Raw genomic sequence first — 21934 nt, 5'->3', positions numbered from 1 at the left:
AGACTTTGAAAATGTAGTTGTAGATTAAGAAAATAATGCTTTAGACTAACTTGAGCCATTACACTAAAGGGCAGTTACGCTCAACGAATTTGGATTATAATAGAATGATTAATTTGATGCAGAGGTGATAGGAGTGCTAGGATTACCCAAAGGTAAAGTCTTTCTTATCGCTTGGACGGCAGAGTGGGAGAAGGAATTTATATGGGAGAAAACACAGATAGAAAATGAACTTGGCGAACTTATCTTGGCAGTCCACCATATAGGCAGTACGGCTGTGAAAAACTTATCGGCGAAACCTATAATTGATATTGGAATTGAATTAAAAGATTATCAACATGGGAGTGAATGTGTCCAAGGCTTAGAGAGGCTTGGATATGCTTATAGGGGAACAAACATACTTCCTGACAGACATTATTTCAGTAAGGGTGAGCCAAGAACTCATCAAATTCACATGTTCCAAACAGGCAGTTTGTATCTAGAAAAGATACTTGCATTTAGAGACTATTTATTGAAAAATGACGCAGCACTAAACGAATATCAAGAGTTGAAAGTGAAACTCTCCCAGAAACACGAAAAAGATAAACTACTGTATACGGATGAAAAAACTGAGTTTATAAATTCAATTTTGGACAGTTTAGGATTCAACTAACGGGACACGATAGTTCAATAAAAACAGCGGTGAGCTTAAGACTTTATTATCAGGTCTTAAGTCGCCGCTGTTTCATGTATTAGGATTAGTCTAAAACTTTATTTTCAACGAACACCTAAAACGAGGGCTTGTTTCAAACTGTCTACTTGACAGGGGTAAGACCATTAAACGGGGGAGGGCATTTTTTATTTGCACGTTCGCACAGTGATCGCATAAAATAGGAACAAACGTTCTGTTTTTGGAGGGATGCGAATTGTCCATAAAAATTAACGATCCAGTTGGAATGGGATTCAAGCTGCCGGAGCATGTTACAGCGCTGATCAACCATGCGTACGAGACTACGTTGGTTCCGAAGCCAGAGCTGGAGGACGACGAAATGGTGGACATTGATCGGCTCTTGCAGGCGTCGATGCACGAAGATTTTGCCGTGACCGTTCGTTACTGGGTGGGAATGCGTCCTGGTCTTGGTGAAATCCATCAGATGTGGGGCGTGGTACAGAGGATTGATCCAGTGCGGAAACAGGCAAAAGTCGTAAACACAGCCGATATCATGTGGATCAATTTACACGATATTACAGCAGTCATCGGATAGCAGGAAAGCCCGCAAGACGTAATCCCTGGAGGGCCTCTAAACAGTTTCTAGAGACACGAAAAGCAAGCGCGGTTTATTCTTGGGCTAAGTTTAAAAATCACGGAATAGTAAATATTAAGTGAAAGAGTACTGAGTGTTAAATTTTGTGGAGATAATTATTTAGAGGGAGTGATCATATGTTCAACCCAAGGTGTATAAAAGCTAAACTTGTGATAACATGCGATGTCCTAATTGATGATCAATTAAAGAGCAATTTAGCTGAACAATATCATTCTGTTGAAGACGAAGAAGTTGCTAATCAAACCCTATACGCGTTTTTGTATTCAAAGATGCCTCGTGAAAGTAGCTTGAATCAAGTAGACGAATATTGGGATGGGGTTTGTCATTTTAAAGGACGATTTTCGAATCTAATGTTGACAAATGAAGACTAAAAACTTCGAAAGGGAGATCGGATCCATCTCCCTTTTTTGGCTAATTTTACTACTCTCCGAATTATTTGTATGATACATTTGTATTAGAACTTTATTAAGGGAGAGTAGGTCTTATTGGCTACTATTGAAAAAATGATTATCCATCAAATAGATTTAAAGATGGAAGAACCTGTTTTGTTTAATAAAGTTATGGATTTACAGTCCATTCCTAATGAAGCACTTGAATTTTTTTCACTTCATATTTCTAACGCACTCTTTGCAAAACAAATAAAAACATGTATTTTCACTCACGAAAATGCTGCCATCTTAATTGATTGCTGCGAAATTGCCAGCAATTTTACTGATGATGAAGTATTTATTTCTAATACTCAAAACATGACACATTCTCTATTTAATACGATGAAGTCAACTAGTACAAAAAGTTCCGGTACACTTATTTTCATTGTATACAGTTTAAAAGATAAAAAATACTTAGCAATAATGAAGATGGACCCAAATAATGGAATACAGGTTGATTTAAAGAGTTATAAACTTAAAGTACAGAAGGATATGCTACCTAGTGTAAATGAAAAGTTGCATAAATGCGCTTTTATTGAGCTTGATCCAAATTTATGGGAAAAGGAGATCCATTTACGAGTATTAGATAAACAACAAGTCACCGGTGAAGTATCAAAGTACTTCCTTAGTTCTTTTTTGGAATCTAAACCAGTGATGGATAACCAAATGATGACCGAATTAGTGAGTGAAAATTTAAGAGGCTTTGTAGTATCAGAAAAAATAGTGTCTAGCCCCACTGAAATACTAGAATTCAACGCAAAAGTAGAACACTTACTGAACAATGGTAATGAAATTGATCTTGAAAGAGATTTAGAGAGTTTATTTAAAACATATGTTAAAGGAGAAGCTGATCGGTTACATAAAATTGAATCGTTTAAACAAAAGATAGTAGCAGCAAATCCAAACGCTTATTTTGAATTTGTAGCTGAAAAAAGCCCAACTGTTGCAACGTATGCAGATCAGGATAAAAAGATAAAAATCCAGTTTCCTCTTGGTTATGTAGATACTACTGTATTTGTAACATATGAAAAAGAAGATGGAGAGACTTCTACAATTATCAAAATTAAAGGAAAAGAATTGATCGCAAAATATAAATAGGGAGTAGTACAATGAATAACCTGCTAAAAAATTTTTTAGCAATTTTGACTGACTTATCCTCAGTATCTGAAGCAGTTCAGAATACTGAGGATATCAGTGTGTTTTCATGTGAATATAGGCTTATTATTAAAGAGTTGTTAGCTATTGCTGTGAAATACAAAGAAGTCTTTCAAGACTATTCAGTAAGTTTTCAGGCAATATATGAAGGAAATCCAATAGAATATGAAGGTTTTATAAAAACAGCAGAGTTTTTACCATCTGACGAACTTATTAATGTTACTTTGAAAATCAATAAGAAAACTAGATTTTCGTTGATTGAGAATCAATTTATCTTCTTCAAAATAGAGGCTTTTTTAGAGAGTTTTAGTGTACTTAAGAAAAGCACGTTTGAACAAATAAAAAGGGATATGACTGCTTGTGTACATTTACCAATTAATGTTGCAATACATAATGAAACAATGTTTCTATTTCCGATAAATGAACTGCAAATTCATAGCCCACAATCCAAAGTGCAAAATTACATTGAAGAACAAGAAAGAATATTAAAAATTAGGGAAGAAAATACTAGAATAGAACGTTGTCTACCTTTGCCCGACTTTTATAAAATGAAAAGTATTGGAGATGACAGGCTGGATAAGTGGTTTGAGCAAAACTTGTTCAATCTAAGCTTAATGCATTTAGCAAATAAGACATTAGAAAGTACACAAACGGTAATAAGAGGTACTAAAAATGTCGAGGTCTTATTATCAAATAATTTTAGACCAGTGAATTCAGGACTTCTCTATAAAATATTTTGTTTCTCTTACGAAGAAAAGCACTACAACGACAAGATTGAAATAACTAGAAACATTTTGTCAATTTACCTTTCAAGTAATGATACTTGTGAAAAGTTAGATGAATTACTTCCGAAAATTGATAAAACTATTACGAGACATTTCTCAGCATACATTAAAGACAGCATAAAAGATTTTTTTGGAGAGAGAAAAGATGTTATTAAGGAAGCCCATAAGTATGCTTCAGAGTTAAAAGGCGAAGCAGACAAATTAATTAATTACATTAACACTTCATTAATTGGTATTATTACCGCCATTTTTTCTGGGGCTCTGGGGCTGTCAAAGGGAGAACGTTGGTTTCTTGTGCTGGCTTTCTTCCTGCATGGAGTTGTTTTCTTTGTTTCCTATTTGTTTAACAAAAAATATGTAGAAAATCGAATGAATGAGATTATGACCTTATTTAATGAATATACGTCTAAGTTTGTCATTATGGAACAGGATGAACTTGATGATATTAAAAGTACGTACATTGAACCATCAAGAACAAATGTAAATTCCTATTTGAAAAGCTATGGTTGGGTTATTACATCACTAATAATTTTAATGGTATTACTTATTGTAGTAGGCCTTATGTTGCCTGATAGTATGATAAAAAGCAAACAAGTAAATTTTGGTCCTGTCGATTTTATGAGGTATATAGCATCAGTGTTTTCAAGTGGATAAATATAGTTTTAAAAAACTCAACACAAGCAGAGTGCCAAGTGCGATTGGAAAATTATTTGGATAATGCCAAGCAGCAAGCGAAGTAATTACCAGCGCATGTCTCTTGTTGTATTGATACAATTATAGCGGTGATGCTGTATGGAATTTATATACCCGATGCTGCTCGACCAGGCAGATAAACCATTTTCGGACGGACGATACGTCTTCGAGCCAAAGATCGACGGCCATCGCCTGATTTTATCCAGAAGAAACGGCGAGACCCGACTTTATACAAGGCACAACAACGATGTAACAGCGAAGTACCCCGAACTCATAACAGATGGTCCTGACATCGTACTGGACGGAGAACTTGCGGTGATGGACCCAGACACAGGAATTCCTGACTTTGAGCTGGCTATGCAGCGATTCCAGTCGAAGCGATCACGGCTGCCGATATCTTACGTAGTTTTCGATATCCTACATTATGATGGAGCTGACCTTAGAGGACTGACTCTAATGGAGCGCAAAGCCGTACTGGACCGTGTAATAACGGATACTCCAACCATGAGCAAAATCGCGTACATTGACGGTCGAGGCGAGGACTTATGGGATGCAATTGTTGCCAGAGATATGGAGGGCATAGTCGCAAAACGAAAAGACGGACGATACCACTCGGATAAACGGACTGATGATTTTATAAAGGTCATTAACTATATGTATGTGGATGTCCATATTGCCGGCTGGAGAAAGGGAGACTTCGGATGGTTGGCACATTACAATGGGCGGCCTGCAGGTGTGGTCGAACTTGGTGTGCCGCCTACTCACAAGCAGGCGTTTTATGGAGTGGCGAAACAGTTGATCACTGGTGAGGATCGTGAGTATGTTTATATGCAGCCTCAGATTAAAGCACGCGTCAAAATGCGGAACTGGACAAAAGGCGGCATGCTGCGATCACCAGTATTTGTTGATTTTATTCTAGCTAGCTAGAGAATAACCCTTCCCTGTTTTAAGGAGACGGGTTTGACGAGAACTTTCCCTCATCTAAAGTGAGGGATTTTTTATAGGAAAAAATGGTATTTGGATGCAGGTTGATCGAGTTATAATGTTGAACTATTTACATTATATGGTAAAATGCCTTTATAAGGAGTGTGGTTGATTTGATTAAAACATGTCGTAATGTTTTTCTTGTAGGAATTATTTGTTCAATGGCGTTATTTGGTTGCTCCAAGATTTCTGAAACATCTGAAGATAAAACGATAAATGCTGCTCAATCTAACACTTTGGAGAAAGTAAAAAATGGCCAATTAGAAGGTGTATCAATTGGCATCGGAGCAACAAAAAAAGAGGTAATAGATAAACTGGGAAAGCCAATTGAAGGTAGAAATTCGGAGTATGGATTTAGTGCATATTATGATGGTTTTAATTTTCAATTTGAAGACTATGCCAATTCAATTGATGAAGTGAATGATAATAGTAAAGTCGTCATGATGAATGCAGAGCCAAAGACAGTTGGACTTACTGGAACACCTGAGGAAATCAAAAAAATCTTGGGAGAACCTTCTCGCGAGTTTATGGATGATGCGGGCGGAGATGCTTTTATATTGGAATATGAAAATAATGGAAATTTACTAATTCTTAAGTTTGATACAAAAGATAGTCCAGTCAAAAATATTACTCTCCGGATTAAATAAGTCAGGTATTCTGGCTTATTTTTTCTTTCATAACAAGTTCAAGATGAGGGAAATTGTCAGTCAAAGTTTATAAACTCATAGCCCGAGGTATTGCCTTGTTTGGCAACAACACGGGCTAGAAAGGCTTAGTTCGAATACAGTTTATAACTTTAATATCAATGAATGTCTTTTTAATTACCAAAACATAATGGATATGAATGAAGGGAAGTGTTATACCCTAACTAATTATTGTTTTTTTGCTTCTGCTTTCGCTTCTCGATCTATTTCTTCCACATCTTCGTCAGTTAGATGAAACTGTTTTTTTAGGTTTGTTAAAGTTCTATCTTCAGGCTCATTACCATTCAACCACTCATTGAAAGCATCTTCCCCGATATGATCTATCAGTACTTGGTCAATGAAATACTCAGGATTGTCATAATTTTCATGGTTATGGTTGCTATGATCACTTTCATCTGATAATAGGGCAAAACGCTCGAAATCATTTGGCCAAAAATATTCTGGATTGATAGTGTCTGAGAAGTTTGGGTTCTTTTTCCCTTCATTATTTACATCAAAGTGTAAATGGTAACCCCTTCCAGCTTTTTCTCCTGGAGCTCCTGTATTCCCTGATTTACCAATTCTATCTCCTCTGCTAACAACCTCATATTTTTTAACAGAGTAGCTATCTAAATGCAGGTACCTAGTGATCAGTTTGTTTCCATTAGGGTCTTCATCGTCATGTTCAATTGTCACATACTTAATTGGGGCGCTTGTATAGATACCAACTGCGATAACCTCACCATCAGCAACTGAATAAACTGACTCTAGTTTTACGCCGATATCAATTCCTTTGTGCTTACCACCATCTGGATCTTTGTCTTTATAATTTCCAGTAATATCTTTACTAGTGGTTGGCCACCTCCACCCCAGCGAAGAGTATGGATCATCAGGAGTGGACATAGTTTTTACATCAGTGGCTTGAGCTAAAGAAGTACTACTAATACTTAGTGAAATTACTGTAGTAAGTAATCCCAAAGTAAATCGTTTCATTGATTCTGAACCATCCCTATTTTATGCAAAAATGTAAATATTATCAAATTAATTCTATCATTAATAATATAAAATTCAATATATTTTTATGGTCATTTATTTTTAGATTTCTTAACGGAAGGGTGGATATTTGGTAGCGAATATGCTTTCCCCCGATCATGTACCTGTACCTTTGAAGTTCTTTCGAATGTATTGATCAGATATGACAACCTCCACAATAAATGCCAATCCGCTACAAAGCGATTTGTCGGGTTTTCGTTCTTCATTTAAACAAGATGATTTCTGGCCAATGTAAAAAGCCCCGACATATAAATGCCGGAGCTGAAAGAAGGTACTGACTGTGTACCCATCGAATTCACTGAGGAATGCAGCGCAAGCTAGTCCTTTTTACGGCCGTGTATGTGCCCATAGCTTGCCCATTATTTGCCCACATTCTTACTACAAGATATTAACGGTAATTGATGCTTAGGAAGAGAAAAGCCCGATTTATCAAGGGTTTTTAATGAGCGTTTACAGGTATTTAACGTAAAAATAATCAAGTTCGAGATGGAAGGTTCTATCGGGTAATAGTTTTTGTAACGTGTAAATACGTGTCTGATTCGTTCAGACACGTATTTTTATTTGCCCCGCTTTATTAGAGAAAACGCATAAGCCCTCTGGCGGTATGGTCAAGACCCCATTTCGTACACAGTTAGAAAGACCCCGGCCGTCAGTCAGGCCGCAAACTGACGCCTAAATTCACTAGGCGTCAGTTTTTAGCTTTAGTTGAAGACGCTGCTCATTGTAAAAATGTATACAATCCTCAAATCTTCTTTGAGCATCTTGAATATCTCGTATATCATAAGGAAATAGAGCTTCGGTTTTCAAATGAGAAAAGAAGCTCTCCATCGAGGCATTGTCTAAACAATTGGCCCGGCGTGACATGCTGATTTTGGCGCCAACCATGAGGGTGAAGACAGACCGCAAGTTCTATTTACTGGAATAAAATGGAAAATGGATGGTGGTCCGGTGGGCAACAATATTCAATTTCATCGTGGATAGGAAGGCTACATAAGTAGTTCAAAAAGAAAAAAGAATGGCCTATCGATAGTAACTTTTGTAATAAGAGTAACCCTCTAGTTAGTTTCTCGACTAGAGGGTTACTCCTATTTAAAAGTCATTATTACTGCAGAGGGCTTTCGTCGTCTTTATGCGTTTCAATTATGTCGACCATCTCATTTAATTGGATTTTCTCTTTATTATTGTCAACTTTATCATTTTTAACTTTAAATTTTCCTTGGTAGGAACCCACTACTGCATAGTGATCAGTAGAGTTTGTTTTGTTAGCTGGTGAATCATCAACATTTAGAAATAGGAGGACTTTCTCGTTTTCAGTGAATTCTGGTGCGTTTTCCATATCCATAATTATTTTTTCCGTTTCTCCACCGTAAACGCGAACTACGACTTCGTCTAATTGTTCACCTTTATGCGTTTTGTTTACTTTTATTGTGATATCTCGATAAATTGCATCCGCATCCTCAATCACTTCTGGCTCATTTCCATCCTCTGTATTCCATTGTGGCTGTGTAATGTCATTAATTTTACCCTCAATGATTAAGGAACTTGCTGCAGCCATTTCCTCAGGTGATAATTCGATTAACGTACCTTCAATACGAATTGTTGACTTGGTTGCATTATATGTGTCGTAAACCACATAACCAAGCCCAAAAGCTAAAATCATAGAAGAAGCGATTATTCCGCTTTTAATGTTCATTTTCATTATTTTTACCTCCTTGTTATTTTTAATCCTAGATGCTATTTAGAGTGGTTAATCACATAAGCATCTTTATCATATTTTGAGAGAGGAATTTTTACTTGATCCTTATTTAAAGTTGCATACATAACAGCCGGTTTATCTGCTAAATGACCAATCCCAAGTGCATGTCCCATTTCGTGAGTCATGATGGTTCGTAGGTGGTATGTATTTGAATCAGGTTTAGATCCGGTCGAATAGGCAAATGATTCGTTGACTACTATATCTGCTTCGATAACATAGTCAAAACCATTGATATAAGCTCTTGTTTCGGCAAGTATACCACCAGTAGTCCCAAGAGAGGCTGTATAGATTATGTTTATCTCATCATTTTTAGAAGAAGCAATGTCTGTTTTTGCAGGGCTTTCCTTTAGATAATATACGGGATCATCAACATTGTTCCATTGGTTATCAGCTGTTATAATCGCAGTTCTCTCACTTTTAGTGATTGATTTATCCAATGTGTATTCATAATCCTTATTAGGGTCCCACTTTGCAAATGCAACATCAGCATTACTTGCTTCTGCAAAACCATAACCCAAAGCAAAAAAAGCTCCTAAACACGATGTTAACAAGATTGATTTCTTAAACATTTTCATGGTAACTCTCCTTTTTAATAATAATAAAAACAGCACGATTTAAAATATAACAATATTACCAATTTATGTAAATATTCATTTATCGACTTAATTATACATTTTTTTACATTTGCATTTGAAGGTTAACCTAACCGAAACAAAAGCTGATAAAGACAAGTGGCGCAATGAAGTAGTCCACAAGTTTTTCACCAAGGACGAACTCGCAAAATACATTGAAAAATTTGTGAAGGTGGAGTAAAAAAGAAAAGCCAAAGAACATAATTTCTGGGACTCTCTAACGTGCAGATTTTGTGCCGACTCAAGATGAAAAGTAATAAATTGTGTTGACGAGTCAACATCTCTGAGATAGCGTAAATCAATGTTTTCCTGATGCGATACAACGCTATGAAATTAATCAGTATTCAAATTCGAGATGGAAGGCTCTATTGGATAATCGTTTTTGTACCCCTGCTTTATTAGGGAAAACGCATAAGCCCTCTGGCGGTAATTCGCCGGAGGGCTTTTTTTACGAGGACAAACTAAATTCCCATAATAAGATCATAAATACCGCCATCGGAATGACCCAAAGTAAAGGAATGGCGTTGAGTGCGTAACTCGTTTTGAATTTCAACTTGTGGTAGTAGTACCAACTGCCCATCGCTGAGGCAAGTAGTACAAATGGATACGATAGGATCGTATAGAACACCTCCGGCGCTCCAGTATCATATTCATCTTCAGGTAGAAGCAGAATGGTAAAAAAAACAGAAATTATCCAAGCCAATAAGAAAATGGCATATACGCTTTGACTAATAGAAAAGACGAGACAAGCTGTCTTGTTTTTCATAAGTGCCTGATTCCTCCCAAAAAGTGGAATTGCTAATATGCAAGACGAGAGGGGATGGAAAAATGTAACAATAATTAATCGTAGGGGCTTTTTTGTGCATGCTGAAACATGTACATTCGCTTCACTCAATGATAAAATGTTCGTATATATTAGCTAATGCTGTCCAACATCAACGAAGTATGCCTACGTATCCAGGCATGCTTTTTTCGGGCGAGCACAAACCTTTTCACAAAAACGCAGTTGCTCTTCTAGGAGCAGGCAGCCGTAGAGGTTTTCATACTTTTTGGAGCGGGGTTGCACATATGATAGTGGTAAAGCAGTTAATGGATCATTGCCACTGCTTTTTTGGGAGCCTGGGAGAGCTGTATCAATCCGAGGATGCGGATATCCTGATTGCCGCCTATCCTGCTACGCGCAAGCGAGGATGGTGGACGTATGCCACGCTTGAGCTGCACAAGATGGGGGCAACGGAGTACCTCGTCTATTCCTATCAGTTTGAGCAGAGAATGATCACGCATTTGGCAAGAGTAGCGGCCCAAGTGATTCGTCAGTGGGAGAGTCAAACTACCCGCATGGAGTCTGGAGGCATTTTTTCACTCGGGGATACAATCGTGGAAAAATCGGTTTTGAATCATATGGTACTGACCCCTGCCTATTATGAAGAGGCTGGACTTGAATATTATACAAATGGCAAGGACGTAATCAGGTTCATGATGCTTCATGCAATCGCGGATTCTGAAGCGAAGTTTTTGGAACAATATGGACTTATGGCATTACAGGAAAGGTTAGCGCACTCCGGTGTCGATTCCCTGAATGTTACGCGTACGCCTGCCATCTGAGAAGGGAGCGAGCGAAATGTCAGCGATTCGCTTGAGAGTCACCGTAGTAGTAGAGCACGAAGGGAAAGTCCTCCTCATCCGTGAGCAGACACAACGAGGTATCTTTTACAACCTGCCAGGGGGAATCGTAGAATATTTGGAAGCGATTCCAGACGCGGCGAAAAGAGAAGTGATGGAAGAGACCGGACTTCTGGTGGAAATGGAGCGATTGATCTGGATAGACGATCGGATCGATCAGGAAGGGAACGGCAAGCACACAGTCGGCGTGGGAGTTCTGGCGAAGCTCATCGGTGAAGAGACGAATCCTACGCCAGGTGGTATCGTCGATGAAGAAATCGAATGGGCTGGTTGGGTCACGCTAGACGAGTGGAAGCAACTGCCGAACGACCACAAAACACGCCCGGATCAAGTCAAGCAAGTCTTGTCTGATCCTACTTATCAGCCGATGTACTTGGGAAATATGCTGAGCCAAGCAGAATAAAAGCAAGAGACACCGCCCTTTTCCTAGTGAAGAGGAGCGGTGTTTTTTTACTTAGCTTTTTGCTGAATAGAAGCTTTTCTTCCTTTTGCGACAGCCAACACGACAATGACAGCCGAGAGCACAGCACCGAGTGTCAATGGCTCGGACAGGAGGAGCCAGGCTGCGATGATCGATAAAAAGGGTTGAAGGTATTGAATTTGACTGACTTTGGCGATGCCGCCGAGTGCCAGTCCGTGATACCAGGCGAAAAATCCGAGAAACATACTGATTACACTGGTATAGCCAAAACCGATCCAGACGGGCCAAGTGGCTTGCTTTAATTCAGTGAGTAGAGGACCTGCGAGCGGAACGACGAGAAAAGGAAAGGCGAAGATCAACGACCAACTGATGACCTGCCAACCGCCCATCGTCTTGGAGAGCTCACCGCCGACCGCGTATCCGATGGCAGCACTGATGACCGCCCCGAGCAAGGCGAGATCCGCCCATTGGAGGGCACCAAAGCCAGAACTGATCGCGTAGGCGAGAATCGTCACACAGGCGATCGCACTAGAAATCCAATACTTACGGGCGGGGCGTTCTCCTGAAAAAAATATCGCTGCACCTGCTGTAGCCAATGGCAATAGTGCGATGATGACAGCACCGTGGGTAGCAGGCACTCTCTCCATCGCCCAAGACGAGAAAAACGGGAAGCCTGCTACTACGCCGGCAGATACGAGCAACAGTTTTTTGGTCTCTTGCCAGGTAGGAAACGGTATTCGTTTGATTAGGAGCACCAAAGCAGCCAGTACGGCCGCGATTAACGCTCGTCCCAACCCTGCCGATAGGGGAGAGAGCACGGTAACAACCACCTTCGTTACGGGCAAGGTCAAGCTGAAGCTAAGCACCCCGATGAAGCCATACAGCAAGCCCATTTTCTCTGCATGCAGCTGGTCAGGAGTGGCTGACTGCTCTTTTTGTACGTGCTGTTTCTCGAAAGGGAGCTGTGCGCTCATCCGAATCCCATCCTTTGTCGAATATAAGTTTCTGTTGTTCCATCTTAGAGGCGAACGATCAGAAACGGTAGAGCCAATTGGCAGCAGGAGCAGTAAGCCAATTTGTCGAAAGGGAGGGAAAACAGCAAGTGTGGAGGATGGATAGGGATGGAATGGAAGCCGGACAAAGATGCGGGAGTTCCGATCTATATGCAAATCGCCAAAGAGCTGGAGCGACAGATTGTGCTGGGAGTGCTGTCCCCTGGTACATCTCTGCCGCCGGAAAGAGTGTTGGCACGGCGCTTTGGCGTCAATCGCGGGACCGTATCGGCAGCGTCTATGGAGCGGAAGCGGGCTGGCTACGACTGACCTATTCGTGGGAGGGCCAGGCGAACATCGAGGAGGGAATTCGTCGTATCCAAAGAGTCCTTCAGCAGAAAAAGCGATAAGAAAAGGGATTATTTCCTTATTTATGAAACTAATTTTCATTTCACTCGTATGCACTATAGAGGCAATTTTAGAAAGGGGGGACAGTCGTGGGCGTACTTGAAACCGTCTACATGGTCTGCCTTGTACTTGGTCTCATCTACACGCTCATCTCGCTGTTGTTTGGCGATGCGCTCTCGGATTGGCTGGGACATCTGCATCTGCCTTTTGCACAGCCCATTTTGTTGGTCAGCGGCATGACCGCCTTTGGCGGAGCGGGGTATTTGCTATCTCGGTACACTTCTCTTGGTGCGCTTGTTGTGTTGGTGCTGGCAGCTGTCATTGGCATCGCTTTGGCTCTTGTCTCGTACTTCCTATGGGTAAAGCCGATGAGCCATGCGGAAAATTCCACGGGCTATTCCATGAGTCAGCTTGGAGGGAAGCTGGGTGAGGTCGGGACGACGATTCCTGCTGAAGGACTGGGAGAAGTGCTGCTGCCGATGATTAGTGGAACCACTTACCATATGGCGGCGAGTCTTGAGGGGCAGATTATCCCGCAAGGAACCCGTGTCGTCGTGGTCGAGGTGCGTGACCATGTCTTGTATGTGATCCCCTTTTACACTGAATCTGGCGAAGGAGATGAGAAGTGATGTTAGAACCCGGTATTTTGACGGTAGTAGGTGTTGTCGTCGCAGTCTTTCTCGTAGTGGGTATTGCCTTTTGGGCCCGTTACAAAACAGTAGGTGCAGATGAAGCCATGATCGTGACGGGGAGCTATCTCGGCTCGAAAAACGTACTGAGTGACGAATCCGGACGCAAAATGAAGATCGTCCGCGGAGGCGGCGCATTTATCCTCCCTATTTTTCAACAGGCAAACTTTCTGAGTCTTCTGTCTCATAAACTGGACGTATCGACTCCTGAGGTATATACCGAGCAGGGCGTTCCTGTTATGGCAGATGGCGTAGCGATCATCAAGGTAGGCGGTTCGATTGAAGATATCGCGACCGCAGCCGAGCAATTTATGGGCAAGAGTGACGAGGCACTGCGCGGAGAAGCACAGGAAGTACTTGAAGGCTATTTGCGGGCAATCCTCGGCAGTATGACGGTAGAGGAAATTTACAAGAACCGTGAGCGATTCGCACAAGAGGTGCAAGCCGTAGCGACGAAGGATTTGAAGAAAATGGGGCTGTCCGTTGTCAGCTTCACGATCAAGGATGTCCGCGACAAAAACGGCTATTTGGCTGCTCTTGGAATACCGCAAATCGCTGCAGTGAAGCGTGATGCGACCATCTCGCAGGCTGATGCGGACAAAGAAGCGCGGATCAAGCAGGCTCAGGCAGAGGAAGAGGCACGCAAGGCAGAGCTGCTGAAGGAAACGAACATTGCCGAAGCAGAAAAGGAAAAAGAGCTGAAGGTAGCGGCGTTTAAGCAAGAGCAGGACAAAGCGAAGGCGAGCGCGGACCAATCCTACAAGCTGCAAGAAGCTGTCGCTAAGCAGCAGGTTACGGAAGAAGAAATGAAGATCGATCTCGTCCGTAAGCAGAAGGAAATCGAGCTGGAGGAAAAAGAAATTCTTCGCCGAGAAAAGCAATATGATGCGGAAGTGAAGAAAAAGGCCGACGCCGACCGTTACTCTGTGGAACAGGCGGCAGAAGCGGAAAAAGCGAAGAAGCTGAGAGAAGCAGACGCGATCAAGTACCGCATTGAGGCAGAGGCAAAAGCAAATGCCGAGCAGAAGCGTCTGGAAGGTTTGGCGATTGCCGAGGCTGAAAAAGCCCGCGGTAGTGCTGAGGCAGAAGTCACGCGTCTCAAGCTCGAAGCTGAAGCAGAAGGGAAAGAGAAGCTGGCTGAAGCATTTGAAAAATTTGGTCATGCAGCTGTACTCGATATTATTGCGAAAATGCTCCCTGAACTGGCTGAGAAAATCGCCGAGCCAATGAAGGCGATCGACAAGGTAACGATCGTGGATGCAGGAGGCGGTCAAGGAGATGGCGTCAATCGTCTGAGCGGGAATGTCACGAAGCTGATGGCCCAACTGCCAGAGATGCTGAAAGACGTATCGGGTTTGGATATGAACAAAATGATCTCAGACTTTATGCAAAAGGGTGGTACCGCGCCCGTGCAGCAACAGCCTGTACCCGTAAAAGTTCAAGTAGAGACGGATTCTATTTTGGAGAACGAAAAGGAATAACCAAATCGATCAAAGGAGAAGTGCCCCTTTTAGGAGAGGGGCACTTTTTCATGGAAAGAAAATCAAGGATAGTCTACCTGCTTCGCGCGTCCATATCCTCTCAACAATTCGCTGACCGTTACGAATTTATACCCTCTATTTTTCAACTCAGGTAATATTTGCTCGAGAGCTTGTACGGTCTGTCTGCGGTTGCCTCCGTAATCATGAAATAGCACGATGTCACCATTCCGAGCGTTGTTCAAAACCTTGTTGACGATTTTTTTTACACCGGGATCGCTCCAATCACGTGTGTCTTGATGCCAAGACCACATGATCACGAGAAAACCGGCTTGCTTGGCTGTATCGACGACTTTCTCGTCATAATATCCTCCCGGAGGACGAAAGAGGGTGGGACGAACCCCTGTTGCCGAATAAATCGTCTCCTGCGTTTTTTGCACCTCTTCTAACAGTCGATTCCCTGACAGCTTTCGAATATCTGGATGACTGTAAGTGTGATTCGCAATCTCATGTTGATCATTCGCGAGAGATTTGACGATTTCCGGGTACTGGCTCACACGATTGCCTACGACAAAAAAGGTGGATTTGGCTTGATATTGCTTCAGCAACGCTGCGATCTGAGGAGTGTATACCTGATCGGGACCATCGTCAAAGGTAAGGGCAATCACTTTGCTCTCTGTCGGCACTTCCCAAACGATATCTCCTCTTGTTTCGTAATACTCGCGATTTTTTCCCCGAATCGCACTGGCTGTCTCACTGAAGGAAGGAGCAAGAATGACAGCCAATAAAAGGGGGAAAAAGAGGATATGTCTTTTCATTCGTTCACCTCGTTGCTAGAGACTTTCGTGCTAGGTAGCTGTACGTGATGATGTACTCATCGTTACTATGCGCCAACTCTTGATGAATATTCCTTTGTGTCCTTGTGAAAAAGACACTTGTTCTTTTTATGTGGATAAATTAAGCTAGTAACAGCAAAAGACGTGAGAGTTAGATGGAGGAATTAATCATGAAGGTAGCAAAATTTGGAGGAACATCACTGGCGAATGCCGAGCAGATAAAAAAAGTATGCCAAATTGTTAGGGCGGATCGTGACAGACGATTCATTGTTGTATCGGCACCCGGGAAACGGCACAAGGAAGACACAAAGGTTACTGATTTGTTAATCGCTTATGCTGAGCGATTTTTAGCTGGGGAGCCTACAGAGGAAGCGAAACAAGCAATTTTCTTACGCTATCAGGAGATTGTGGCAGGTCTGGAGCTTTCTGCTGAGATTGGTCAAGAGATCGAAGTGGAGCTCGGGGGGGTTCTCGCAAACAAGGCGGGCTTGTCCGCGGAAAGATTCATGGATGCGGTAAAAGCTACGGGAGAGGATACATGCGCCAAAGTTGTTGCTCATTATTTGCAGAGCTTGGGCGAGGTGGCGTCCTACATCAATCCAAAGGATGCAGGAATGCTCGTTACAGATGAAGCAAGCAATGCTCATATCCTCCCAGAAGCCTATGCCAAATTGGCGACATTGAAAGAGCAGGAGGGAATCGTCATTTTGCCTGGCTTCTTTGGCTATTCGCGTGCAGGTGATCTGGTAACTTTTTCACGCGGTGGCTCGGATATTACGGGTTCGATTCTGGCTGCGGCGGTTCATGCAGAAGTCTACGAGAATTTTACCGATGTTGATTCTGTATATGTGGTCAATCCGAACCTGATTGCCGATCCGAAAAAGGTGACAGAGATTACGTACCGAGAGATGAGGGAGCTGTCCTATTCCGGTTTTAGTGTGTTCCACGAGGAAGCGTTGATTCCCGCGTATCAAGCGGATATACCTGTATGCATCAAAAATACGAACAATCCGTCTGCGCCTGGTACGATGATTGTGGCCGAGCGTGGATCTGCTACAAACAGAGTGTCGGGTATTGCAAGCGATGGCGGCTTTTGCAGCATTTATGTCAGCAAGTATTTGATGAACCGCGAAATTGGTTTTGGTCGCAAGCTGCTGCAAATTCTGGAGGAGGAAGAGCTTTCGTATGAGCATACTCCATCTGGAATCGATAACATTTCCGTCATTCTGCGCGAGCGCGATCTCACGGAAGAAAAGGAACAGCGGATAGTGGAACGCATCCGCCAAGAGCTGTTCGCTGATGACGTTGCTGTTCAGCATAGTCTTGCACTCGTCATGATTGTTGGAGAGGGAATGCGTCAATCTGTGGGGACAACTGCGAGAGCCACTACTGCGTTGGCTACTGCGAAAATCAATTTGGAAATGATCAATCAGGGGTCATCGGAAGTAAGCATGATGTTCGGGGTAAATGCCGAAGAGGCAGATCGTGCTGTGATTGCTTTGTATCAAGAGTTTTTTGGAGCCGAAGAACCATTGGTTTCCTCATCGTCACAAGCCGCTACTGTCAGTGTGTAGTCGCGTGCTTCAAATGAGCCGCTATTTCCATCCTGTACCCATTGATAGACACACCATTCTGGCTGTGCGGTTGCGAGTCCCACAATCCAATAGCTGAGCGTAGGATAATGCCAGCCAGCTATGTCGTGTATTGAAGGGATTGGAGGAGTATGAGGATGTGTATGCAAGACACCCAACCATTGGAGATCGTGCTTGCGGATGTGCTGCAATGCTTGAAGAAAAGTTGTCCCATCCCAAGCGAACACGTGCTTGTCGGGTGAGACGGGCATCGGTACACAGAGCGTAATCGTTGCTCCACGACCTGCGAGCAATGCTGAATATTCATAAGGAAACGCCTCTTGTGCTTCGGCCAGGAGGCGTTTCGCTACTTTTTTCGCCAGGAATATTTTGTTATCCTTAATCGCAAAGGGTTCACCCAACCAAGCGGGATTTTTCATTCGGCTTCCGTCCTTCTTTTCTATTCGGCCATGATTTGGAGGTTAGCATTTGATGACTACGATACAAGTGGGAGTTTGCGGCTGGGGCGATCAGCACGAATTGTACGTACAAGGTGTACGCAATCGAGACAAGCTGTCCGTATATGCCAGCCACTTTCCAATTGTAGAGGTGGATAGTTCTTTTTACGCTATTTTACCACAGCGAAATTACGAATCGTGGGTGAAGGATACACCTGAACGATTTGGCTTTATCGTCAAGCCTCATCAGGGGATGACGGGACATCAACGGGGGGACGCCTCGGGAAGTAGACGGGAATTATTTCGTCAGTTCGAGGAGAGCATCCAGCCGGTCGTGGAGGCTGGCAAGCTCAAAACATTGCTGTTTCAGTTTCCGCCGTGGTTCGATTGTACCCGAGAGCATGTCCAGTATGTGACCGCTTGTCGTCAAGCCATGCAGGCGTATCCGTTTGCGGTGGAGTTTCGCCATCAAAGCTGGTTTGATTCACGGTATTCGGAGCAAACGCTGGATTTCTTGCACAAGATCGAAGCGACACATGTCGTATGTGATGAACCACAAGTCGGAAAAGGCTCGGTCCCGATTGTTCCTGCCGTGACGAAGTCATCCTTGGCATTGGTTCGCTTTCATGGGCGCAATAAAGCGGGCTGGCGTGATCCTGGAGAGGGACAGAATTGGCGAGATGTCCGCTATTTATATCGATACAGTGAGACAGAGTTTGCAGAGTGGGTGGAACATATCAGACTGCTCGAACGGGAAGCGGATGAAGTCTGTATTTTGTTCAACAATAACTCTGGAGGAGATGCAGCAGCGAATGCGAAGCAGTTTTCGGAAATGCTTGGCCTTGCACCTACTGGTCTGAATCCTCGTCAGATGGACCTGTTCTCCACGTAAGCAAGAAAGAAGGGGAGTTCATGCTAGTAACAATTGCCATCTTATTTGTCATCATCGGAGTCGTGGCTGGCGTCATTGGCAGTATCGCGGGTCTGGGTGGTGGGATTTTTTTCGTGCCCGCCCTGCTGTTCTTTGCGAACTGGTACATACCCGGATCGATGAACCCACAGGTAGCAGCGGCGACTTCGCTGATCGTGATCGCGGTAACCGCCCTTTCTTCCTCCCTTTCTTATCTCAAGCAAAAAAAAGTAGATAAGCAGAGTGCCCTGCTCTTTTTTATCGGGAGTGCGCCAGGTGCTATTGTGGGTGTGTATCTTAATACATTACTAGCAGTGGAGGGCTTTTCGCTGCTGTTTGGCTTGTTTCAGCTCTGTATGTTCGTCGTATTGATGATCAAAGACAAAATCAAACCACGCAGCATCGCGTGGGAAGTCCAACGCCACTTCGTCGACAACGAAGGAAATGAATATGTGTACGGATATAGCAAATGGTCCGTGATTACGATTGCCTTCTTTGTAGGGATTACCTCATCGCTATTTGGCGTGGGTGGCGGCATCCTGATGGTTCCAGCCATGATGATTTTGTTTCGCTTCCCGCCACACATTGCCACGGCGACGTCCATGCTGGTCATTTTTTTATCCGCGGTGGTTGGATCAATCACGAACATTTTCCACGACAACGTACACTGGCTGTATGCAGCAATGCTCGCGCCAGGAGCATGGGTGGGCGGAAAGCTCGGAGCGATTGCCGCCAGTAAAATGAAGGGTCGTACCATCGTGCTGTTTTTGCGTGTTCTGATTTTGGGAATTGCCCTACAAATGATCGGAGAAGCGATTTTTGGATAAATAGACGAGAGGGAGGGGAAAGTCGTGGCTGACACCTGTACCTTACACATTATGCACACGAATGATTTGCACAGCCATTTTGATACGATGCCGCGAATTGCAACCTGCCTGAGCATGCACCGAGAAGAGTGGGAGAACAGGGGAGAGCATGTGCTGACGGTCGATATTGGGGACCATATGGATCGAATGGATATCCGATCGGAAGCGAGCTTTGGGAAAACAAACGTCGAGATCATGAACAGAAGCGGGATTCAATACGCGACGATCGGAAACAACGAAGGCATCACACTCCCAAAAGACAAGCTGAATGAACTGTACACAGAAGCGCGCTTCACGATCATTACGGGCAATCTGTTAGAACCGACAACAAATTCTGCCCCGTCTTGGGCAGTGGCATATGCCATACATACTGTAGGTGAGCTGCGGTTGGCGCTCTTGGGAATGACGATTCCCTTTGGCCCCTCCTATCAAAGTATGGGGTGGGAGATCAAGGAACCGATCCCGATTCTCCGTGAGCAGATTGCAGCACTGCGCTCGTCTGTCGATGTTGTCATTTTGCTTTCGCATCTCGGCTATCAGACAGATTGTGTGCTGGCAAATGAAGTCGATGGGCTGGATGTGATTTTGGGTGGACACTCTCATCGGACACTGCCCCAAGGAGAACGCATAGGCGGCACCTTGATCACACAAGCTGGGCGATTTGGTGAGTATGTCGGCCATGTACAGCTCGTTTGGGACCGGAAGAGGAAAAGGATTACAGATGTGCAAGCAGAGCTTTTTCAGACAGAACAGTATCAGGCAGACGAATCATTGAGCCAGTTCATTGAGAGTGAAAAAGTATGGGCGGAGAATCGTTTGTTTCAGCCCATTGTTCAATTGGAGCAAGACATGCACATAGGCTGGACAGAAGAGACTCCCTATGGTTCCTTCATCGCAGCGAGTATTCGCAAATGGACAGGCGCTGAGATCGGCATGGCAAATGGAGGGCTGTTGCTTACCGATTTGCCGCGGGGCAGCTTGTCTTTTGCCGATTTGTTGCACAGTATGCCCCACCCGATCAATGCCTGTGCGGTCACGATTACAGGCGCGCAGCTCACCACGGTTCTGGAGCAAGCCATTCAACCGGAAATGGTTCATCGGGAGCTACGCGGGTACGGTTTTCGTGGCAAAATAGAAGGCTGGATGTGTGTGGATGGATTGCACATCCGTTACAGCGAGGATGATCAACCGCAAATTATCCAGATTGAAGTCAACGGGAAACCGCTTGATCGCGAGCGTCTGTATCGAGTCGGGACGATCGACATGTTTATGTACAATCGCATGTTTCCCGATTTGCTGCTCGGCAGTGAGGTTACGTTTTTCTTGCCCGAGATGCTGCGTGAAGTGCTCGCTACCACGATAAAGGATCAACAGATGCTGCAAAATGCGTTTCTTCCACGTTGGGAAAAGATATCGTCCACGTCAAAAAACCAATCGTAGAGACCAGGTTTTCGGGAATGCTATCGAAAAACGGGAGGAGACGAGCGATGCGCTTCATTGATGAAGTATACGAGCTGTACAAAGGACATTTTAATGGCGATGAAGAGGACATTACAGCGGTTGTCGTCGGAATTCTCGCGGAGCAGTCTCGGGATGATTTGCTGGACTTGGTCGAGGAAATGGACGAGGAAGAGCTGTTTCACATGCTCGCTACGTATATGATTGAAGTCATGAAACGAAAAGTCGCGATGGAGGATGAGCACTTTCCGACCAGCGTCATGCATTGATCAAAAGATAACTTTTTGAACTCCCTTATGGAGACCGACCTCACATTTCTCTTCTGAACGTCATAGGATGGTAACGCCAACAGACAGGAGAGAAAAGGAGGAATCTTGATGGTCGAGGTAGTGCCAATCCACTTTCCAGAGGGGACGGCAATTGCTGTCACCGTTCGTTTGCCCAAGACGACCCTATTGGCTGTAACGACCGATCATGGCTACATCATGTGTGGAGCGCTGGATGTGGGGCTCTTGAACGAGAAGTTAGCAGCGAGGGAAATTCTTGCCGGTCGTGCGGTAGGGGTCAAGACCATACAGGAATTGCTGGATGCGCCGCTGGAGTCTGTGACGACGACGGCGGAGACGAAGGGGATTACTGCTGGTATGACTGGTCGGGATGCTGTCATAAAAATGCTATAAACAACAAATGGCTC

At 43.6% G+C, this 21934-nt stretch carries 25 protein-coding genes; 17 read left to right on the top strand and 8 right to left on the bottom strand.

Going from position 1 to position 21934, the window contains the following annotated elements:
• Positions 1 to 133 precede the first annotated feature (133 nt).
• The 6 genes from ACFYU8_RS19270 (at position 134) to ACFYU8_RS19245 (ending at position 5993) form a co-directional block, all read left to right on the top strand.
• Positions 134 to 649: a GrpB family protein gene (locus ACFYU8_RS19270; RefSeq protein WP_173618374.1), complete on the top strand. Its 516-nt coding sequence runs from the start codon at positions 134 to 136 to the stop codon at positions 647 to 649.
• Positions 650 to 902: 253 nt separating this feature from the next.
• On the top strand, positions 903 to 1241 hold the full coding sequence (locus tag ACFYU8_RS19265) for a YolD-like family protein (protein WP_390302258.1): 339 nt from the start codon (positions 903 to 905) through the stop codon (positions 1239 to 1241).
• A 545-nt stretch (positions 1242 to 1786) separates the two neighbouring features.
• Positions 1787 to 2827: a nucleoid-associated protein gene (locus ACFYU8_RS19260; protein ID WP_390302255.1), complete on the top strand. Its 1041-nt coding sequence runs from the start codon at positions 1787 to 1789 to the stop codon at positions 2825 to 2827.
• An 11-nt stretch (positions 2828 to 2838) separates the two neighbouring features.
• Entirely contained in the window at positions 2839 to 4323 is a 1485-nt protein-coding gene (locus ACFYU8_RS19255) for a hypothetical protein (protein WP_390302252.1), read from the top strand.
• Positions 4324 to 4461: 138 nt separating this feature from the next.
• Positions 4462 to 5289, top strand: a complete 828-nt coding sequence (locus tag ACFYU8_RS19250; protein ID WP_390302249.1) for an ATP-dependent DNA ligase — start codon at positions 4462 to 4464, stop codon at positions 5287 to 5289.
• 161 nt (positions 5290 to 5450) lie between these two features.
• Positions 5451 to 5993 (top strand): DUF4309 domain-containing protein, encoded by a 543-nt coding sequence (locus tag ACFYU8_RS19245; protein ID WP_390302246.1) that lies wholly within the window; start codon positions 5451 to 5453, stop codon positions 5991 to 5993.
• A gap of 225 nt (positions 5994 to 6218) precedes the next feature.
• Here ACFYU8_RS19245 and ACFYU8_RS19240 read toward each other — a convergent pair whose 3' ends face one another.
• The 5 genes from ACFYU8_RS19240 to ACFYU8_RS19220 all read right to left on the bottom strand — a co-directional run bounded on the left by ACFYU8_RS19240 (position 6219) and on the right by ACFYU8_RS19220 (position 10236).
• Positions 6219 to 7022, bottom strand: a complete 804-nt coding sequence (locus ACFYU8_RS19240) for a M23 family metallopeptidase (RefSeq protein WP_390302243.1) — start codon at positions 7020 to 7022, stop codon at positions 6219 to 6221.
• A gap of 741 nt (positions 7023 to 7763) precedes the next feature.
• Positions 7764 to 7910 (bottom strand): IS3 family transposase, encoded by a 147-nt coding sequence (locus ACFYU8_RS19235; protein WP_390302575.1) that lies wholly within the window; start codon positions 7908 to 7910, stop codon positions 7764 to 7766.
• A 274-nt stretch (positions 7911 to 8184) separates the two neighbouring features.
• Positions 8185 to 8781, bottom strand: coding sequence for a hypothetical protein (locus ACFYU8_RS19230; protein WP_390302240.1), 597 nt, complete (start codon positions 8779 to 8781; stop codon positions 8185 to 8187).
• Positions 8782 to 8816: 35 nt separating this feature from the next.
• Positions 8817 to 9413: a matrixin family metalloprotease gene (locus tag ACFYU8_RS19225; protein ID WP_390302237.1), complete on the bottom strand. Its 597-nt coding sequence runs from the start codon at positions 9411 to 9413 to the stop codon at positions 8817 to 8819.
• Positions 9414 to 9918: 505 nt separating this feature from the next.
• The gene (locus ACFYU8_RS19220) at positions 9919 to 10236 is read right to left on the bottom strand and encodes a hypothetical protein (protein ID WP_390302234.1); all 318 of its coding nucleotides are present in this window, start codon (positions 10234 to 10236) and stop codon (positions 9919 to 9921) included.
• Between the two features lie 302 nt (positions 10237 to 10538).
• Between ACFYU8_RS19220 and ACFYU8_RS19215 the strand changes: the two genes are divergently transcribed.
• Entirely contained in the window at positions 10539 to 11075 is a 537-nt protein-coding gene (locus ACFYU8_RS19215) for a suppressor of fused domain protein (RefSeq protein ID WP_390302231.1), read from the top strand.
• 16 nt (positions 11076 to 11091) lie between these two features.
• Positions 11092 to 11556, top strand: a complete 465-nt coding sequence (locus ACFYU8_RS19210; RefSeq protein WP_244191415.1) for an NUDIX domain-containing protein — start codon at positions 11092 to 11094, stop codon at positions 11554 to 11556.
• A gap of 47 nt (positions 11557 to 11603) precedes the next feature.
• On the opposite strand, the gene ACFYU8_RS19205 is transcribed toward ACFYU8_RS19210, so the two are convergent.
• The gene (locus ACFYU8_RS19205) at positions 11604 to 12548 is read right to left on the bottom strand and encodes a DMT family transporter (protein WP_390302228.1); all 945 of its coding nucleotides are present in this window, start codon (positions 12546 to 12548) and stop codon (positions 11604 to 11606) included.
• Between the two features lie 147 nt (positions 12549 to 12695).
• Between ACFYU8_RS19205 and ACFYU8_RS19200 the strand changes: the two genes are divergently transcribed.
• The 3 genes from ACFYU8_RS19200 (at position 12696) to ACFYU8_RS19190 (ending at position 15144) form a co-directional block, all read left to right on the top strand.
• Positions 12696 to 12896 (top strand): GntR family transcriptional regulator, encoded by a 201-nt coding sequence (locus ACFYU8_RS19200; RefSeq protein WP_390302225.1) that lies wholly within the window; start codon positions 12696 to 12698, stop codon positions 12894 to 12896.
• A 167-nt stretch (positions 12897 to 13063) separates the two neighbouring features.
• The gene (locus ACFYU8_RS19195) at positions 13064 to 13603 is read left to right on the top strand and encodes an NfeD family membrane protein (RefSeq protein WP_390302222.1); all 540 of its coding nucleotides are present in this window, start codon (positions 13064 to 13066) and stop codon (positions 13601 to 13603) included.
• Positions 13603 to 15144 carry a flotillin lipid rafts scaffold protein FloT gene (locus ACFYU8_RS19190; protein WP_390302219.1) on the top strand — a complete coding sequence of 514 codons (1542 nt, stop codon included), beginning with the start codon at positions 13603 to 13605 and terminating at the stop codon, positions 15142 to 15144. Before ACFYU8_RS19195 ends, ACFYU8_RS19190 begins: the two co-directional genes overlap by 1 nt.
• Positions 15145 to 15206: 62 nt before the next feature.
• Here ACFYU8_RS19190 and ACFYU8_RS19185 read toward each other — a convergent pair whose 3' ends face one another.
• Positions 15207 to 15959 carry a polysaccharide deacetylase family protein gene (locus tag ACFYU8_RS19185; RefSeq protein WP_390302216.1) on the bottom strand — a complete coding sequence of 251 codons (753 nt, stop codon included), beginning with the start codon at positions 15957 to 15959 and terminating at the stop codon, positions 15207 to 15209.
• Positions 15960 to 16147: 188 nt separating this feature from the next.
• Between ACFYU8_RS19185 and ACFYU8_RS19180 the strand changes: the two genes are divergently transcribed.
• Entirely contained in the window at positions 16148 to 17551 is a 1404-nt protein-coding gene (locus ACFYU8_RS19180; protein ID WP_390302213.1) for an aspartate kinase, read from the top strand.
• Here ACFYU8_RS19180 and ACFYU8_RS19175 read toward each other — a convergent pair.
• Positions 17482 to 17988, bottom strand: coding sequence for a M67 family metallopeptidase (locus ACFYU8_RS19175; RefSeq protein WP_390302210.1), 507 nt, complete (start codon positions 17986 to 17988; stop codon positions 17482 to 17484). The two genes, ACFYU8_RS19180 and ACFYU8_RS19175, sit on opposite strands and share 70 nt — an antisense overlap.
• Positions 17989 to 18040: 52 nt before the next feature.
• On the opposite strand from ACFYU8_RS19175, the gene ACFYU8_RS19170 reads away from it, so the two are divergent.
• The 5 genes from ACFYU8_RS19170 (at position 18041) to ACFYU8_RS19150 (ending at position 21920) form a co-directional block, all read left to right on the top strand.
• Entirely contained in the window at positions 18041 to 18898 is an 858-nt protein-coding gene (locus tag ACFYU8_RS19170) for a DUF72 domain-containing protein (RefSeq protein WP_390302207.1), read from the top strand.
• Between the two features lie 20 nt (positions 18899 to 18918).
• Complete coding sequence (locus ACFYU8_RS19165) at positions 18919 to 19743, top strand: sulfite exporter TauE/SafE family protein (protein ID WP_390302204.1); 825 nt, start codon at positions 18919 to 18921, stop codon at positions 19741 to 19743.
• A gap of 24 nt (positions 19744 to 19767) precedes the next feature.
• The gene (locus ACFYU8_RS19160; protein ID WP_390302200.1) at positions 19768 to 21222 is read left to right on the top strand and encodes a bifunctional metallophosphatase/5'-nucleotidase; all 1455 of its coding nucleotides are present in this window, start codon (positions 19768 to 19770) and stop codon (positions 21220 to 21222) included.
• A 47-nt stretch (positions 21223 to 21269) separates the two neighbouring features.
• Complete coding sequence (locus tag ACFYU8_RS19155; protein WP_390302196.1) at positions 21270 to 21509, top strand: DUF6154 family protein; 240 nt, start codon at positions 21270 to 21272, stop codon at positions 21507 to 21509.
• A 108-nt stretch (positions 21510 to 21617) separates the two neighbouring features.
• Positions 21618 to 21920: a YunC family protein gene (locus ACFYU8_RS19150; RefSeq protein ID WP_390302194.1), complete on the top strand. Its 303-nt coding sequence runs from the start codon at positions 21618 to 21620 to the stop codon at positions 21918 to 21920.
• The last annotated feature ends 14 nt before the right edge of the window (positions 21921 to 21934 follow it).

It is taken from the genome of Brevibacillus sp. NPDC003359 (assembly GCF_042878995.1).
Taxonomy (GTDB): Bacteria; Bacillota; Bacilli; order Brevibacillales; family Brevibacillaceae; genus Brevibacillus.
The sequence above is the reverse complement of the archived record's forward strand: the minus strand, read 5'-3'. Positions and strand labels throughout refer to the sequence as shown.

Coding starts and splice junctions, on each gene's coding strand:
- ACFYU8_RS19255 (WP_390302252.1), top strand. CDS start 2,839: ATGAATAACCTGCTAAAAAATTTTTTAGCAATTTTGACTGACTTATCC.
- ACFYU8_RS19250 (WP_390302249.1), top strand. CDS start 4,462: ATGGAATTTATATACCCGATGCTGCTCGACCAGGCAGATAAACCATTT.
- ACFYU8_RS19240 (WP_390302243.1), bottom strand. CDS start 7,022: ATGAAACGATTTACTTTGGGATTACTTACTACAGTAATTTCACTAAGT.
- ACFYU8_RS19235 (WP_390302575.1), bottom strand. CDS start 7,910: ATGGAGAGCTTCTTTTCTCATTTGAAAACCGAAGCTCTATTTCCTTAT.
- ACFYU8_RS19230 (WP_390302240.1), bottom strand. CDS start 8,781: ATGAAAATGAACATTAAAAGCGGAATAATCGCTTCTTCTATGATTTTA.
- ACFYU8_RS19225 (WP_390302237.1), bottom strand. CDS start 9,413: ATGAAAATGTTTAAGAAATCAATCTTGTTAACATCGTGTTTAGGAGCT.
- ACFYU8_RS19220 (WP_390302234.1), bottom strand. CDS start 10,236: ATGAAAAACAAGACAGCTTGTCTCGTCTTTTCTATTAGTCAAAGCGTA.
- ACFYU8_RS19215 (WP_390302231.1), top strand. CDS start 10,539: ATGATAGTGGTAAAGCAGTTAATGGATCATTGCCACTGCTTTTTTGGG.
- ACFYU8_RS19210 (WP_244191415.1), top strand. CDS start 11,092: ATGTCAGCGATTCGCTTGAGAGTCACCGTAGTAGTAGAGCACGAAGGG.
- ACFYU8_RS19205 (WP_390302228.1), bottom strand. CDS start 12,548: ATGAGCGCACAGCTCCCTTTCGAGAAACAGCACGTACAAAAAGAGCAG.
- ACFYU8_RS19200 (WP_390302225.1), top strand. CDS start 12,696: ATGGAATGGAAGCCGGACAAAGATGCGGGAGTTCCGATCTATATGCAA.
- ACFYU8_RS19190 (WP_390302219.1), top strand. CDS start 13,603: ATGTTAGAACCCGGTATTTTGACGGTAGTAGGTGTTGTCGTCGCAGTC.
- ACFYU8_RS19185 (WP_390302216.1), bottom strand. CDS start 15,959: ATGAAAAGACATATCCTCTTTTTCCCCCTTTTATTGGCTGTCATTCTT.
- ACFYU8_RS19180 (WP_390302213.1), top strand. CDS start 16,148: ATGAAGGTAGCAAAATTTGGAGGAACATCACTGGCGAATGCCGAGCAG.
- ACFYU8_RS19175 (WP_390302210.1), bottom strand. CDS start 17,988: ATGAAAAATCCCGCTTGGTTGGGTGAACCCTTTGCGATTAAGGATAAC.
- ACFYU8_RS19170 (WP_390302207.1), top strand. CDS start 18,041: ATGACTACGATACAAGTGGGAGTTTGCGGCTGGGGCGATCAGCACGAA.
- ACFYU8_RS19165 (WP_390302204.1), top strand. CDS start 18,919: ATGCTAGTAACAATTGCCATCTTATTTGTCATCATCGGAGTCGTGGCT.
- ACFYU8_RS19155 (WP_390302196.1), top strand. CDS start 21,270: ATGCGCTTCATTGATGAAGTATACGAGCTGTACAAAGGACATTTTAAT.
- ACFYU8_RS19150 (WP_390302194.1), top strand. CDS start 21,618: ATGGTCGAGGTAGTGCCAATCCACTTTCCAGAGGGGACGGCAATTGCT.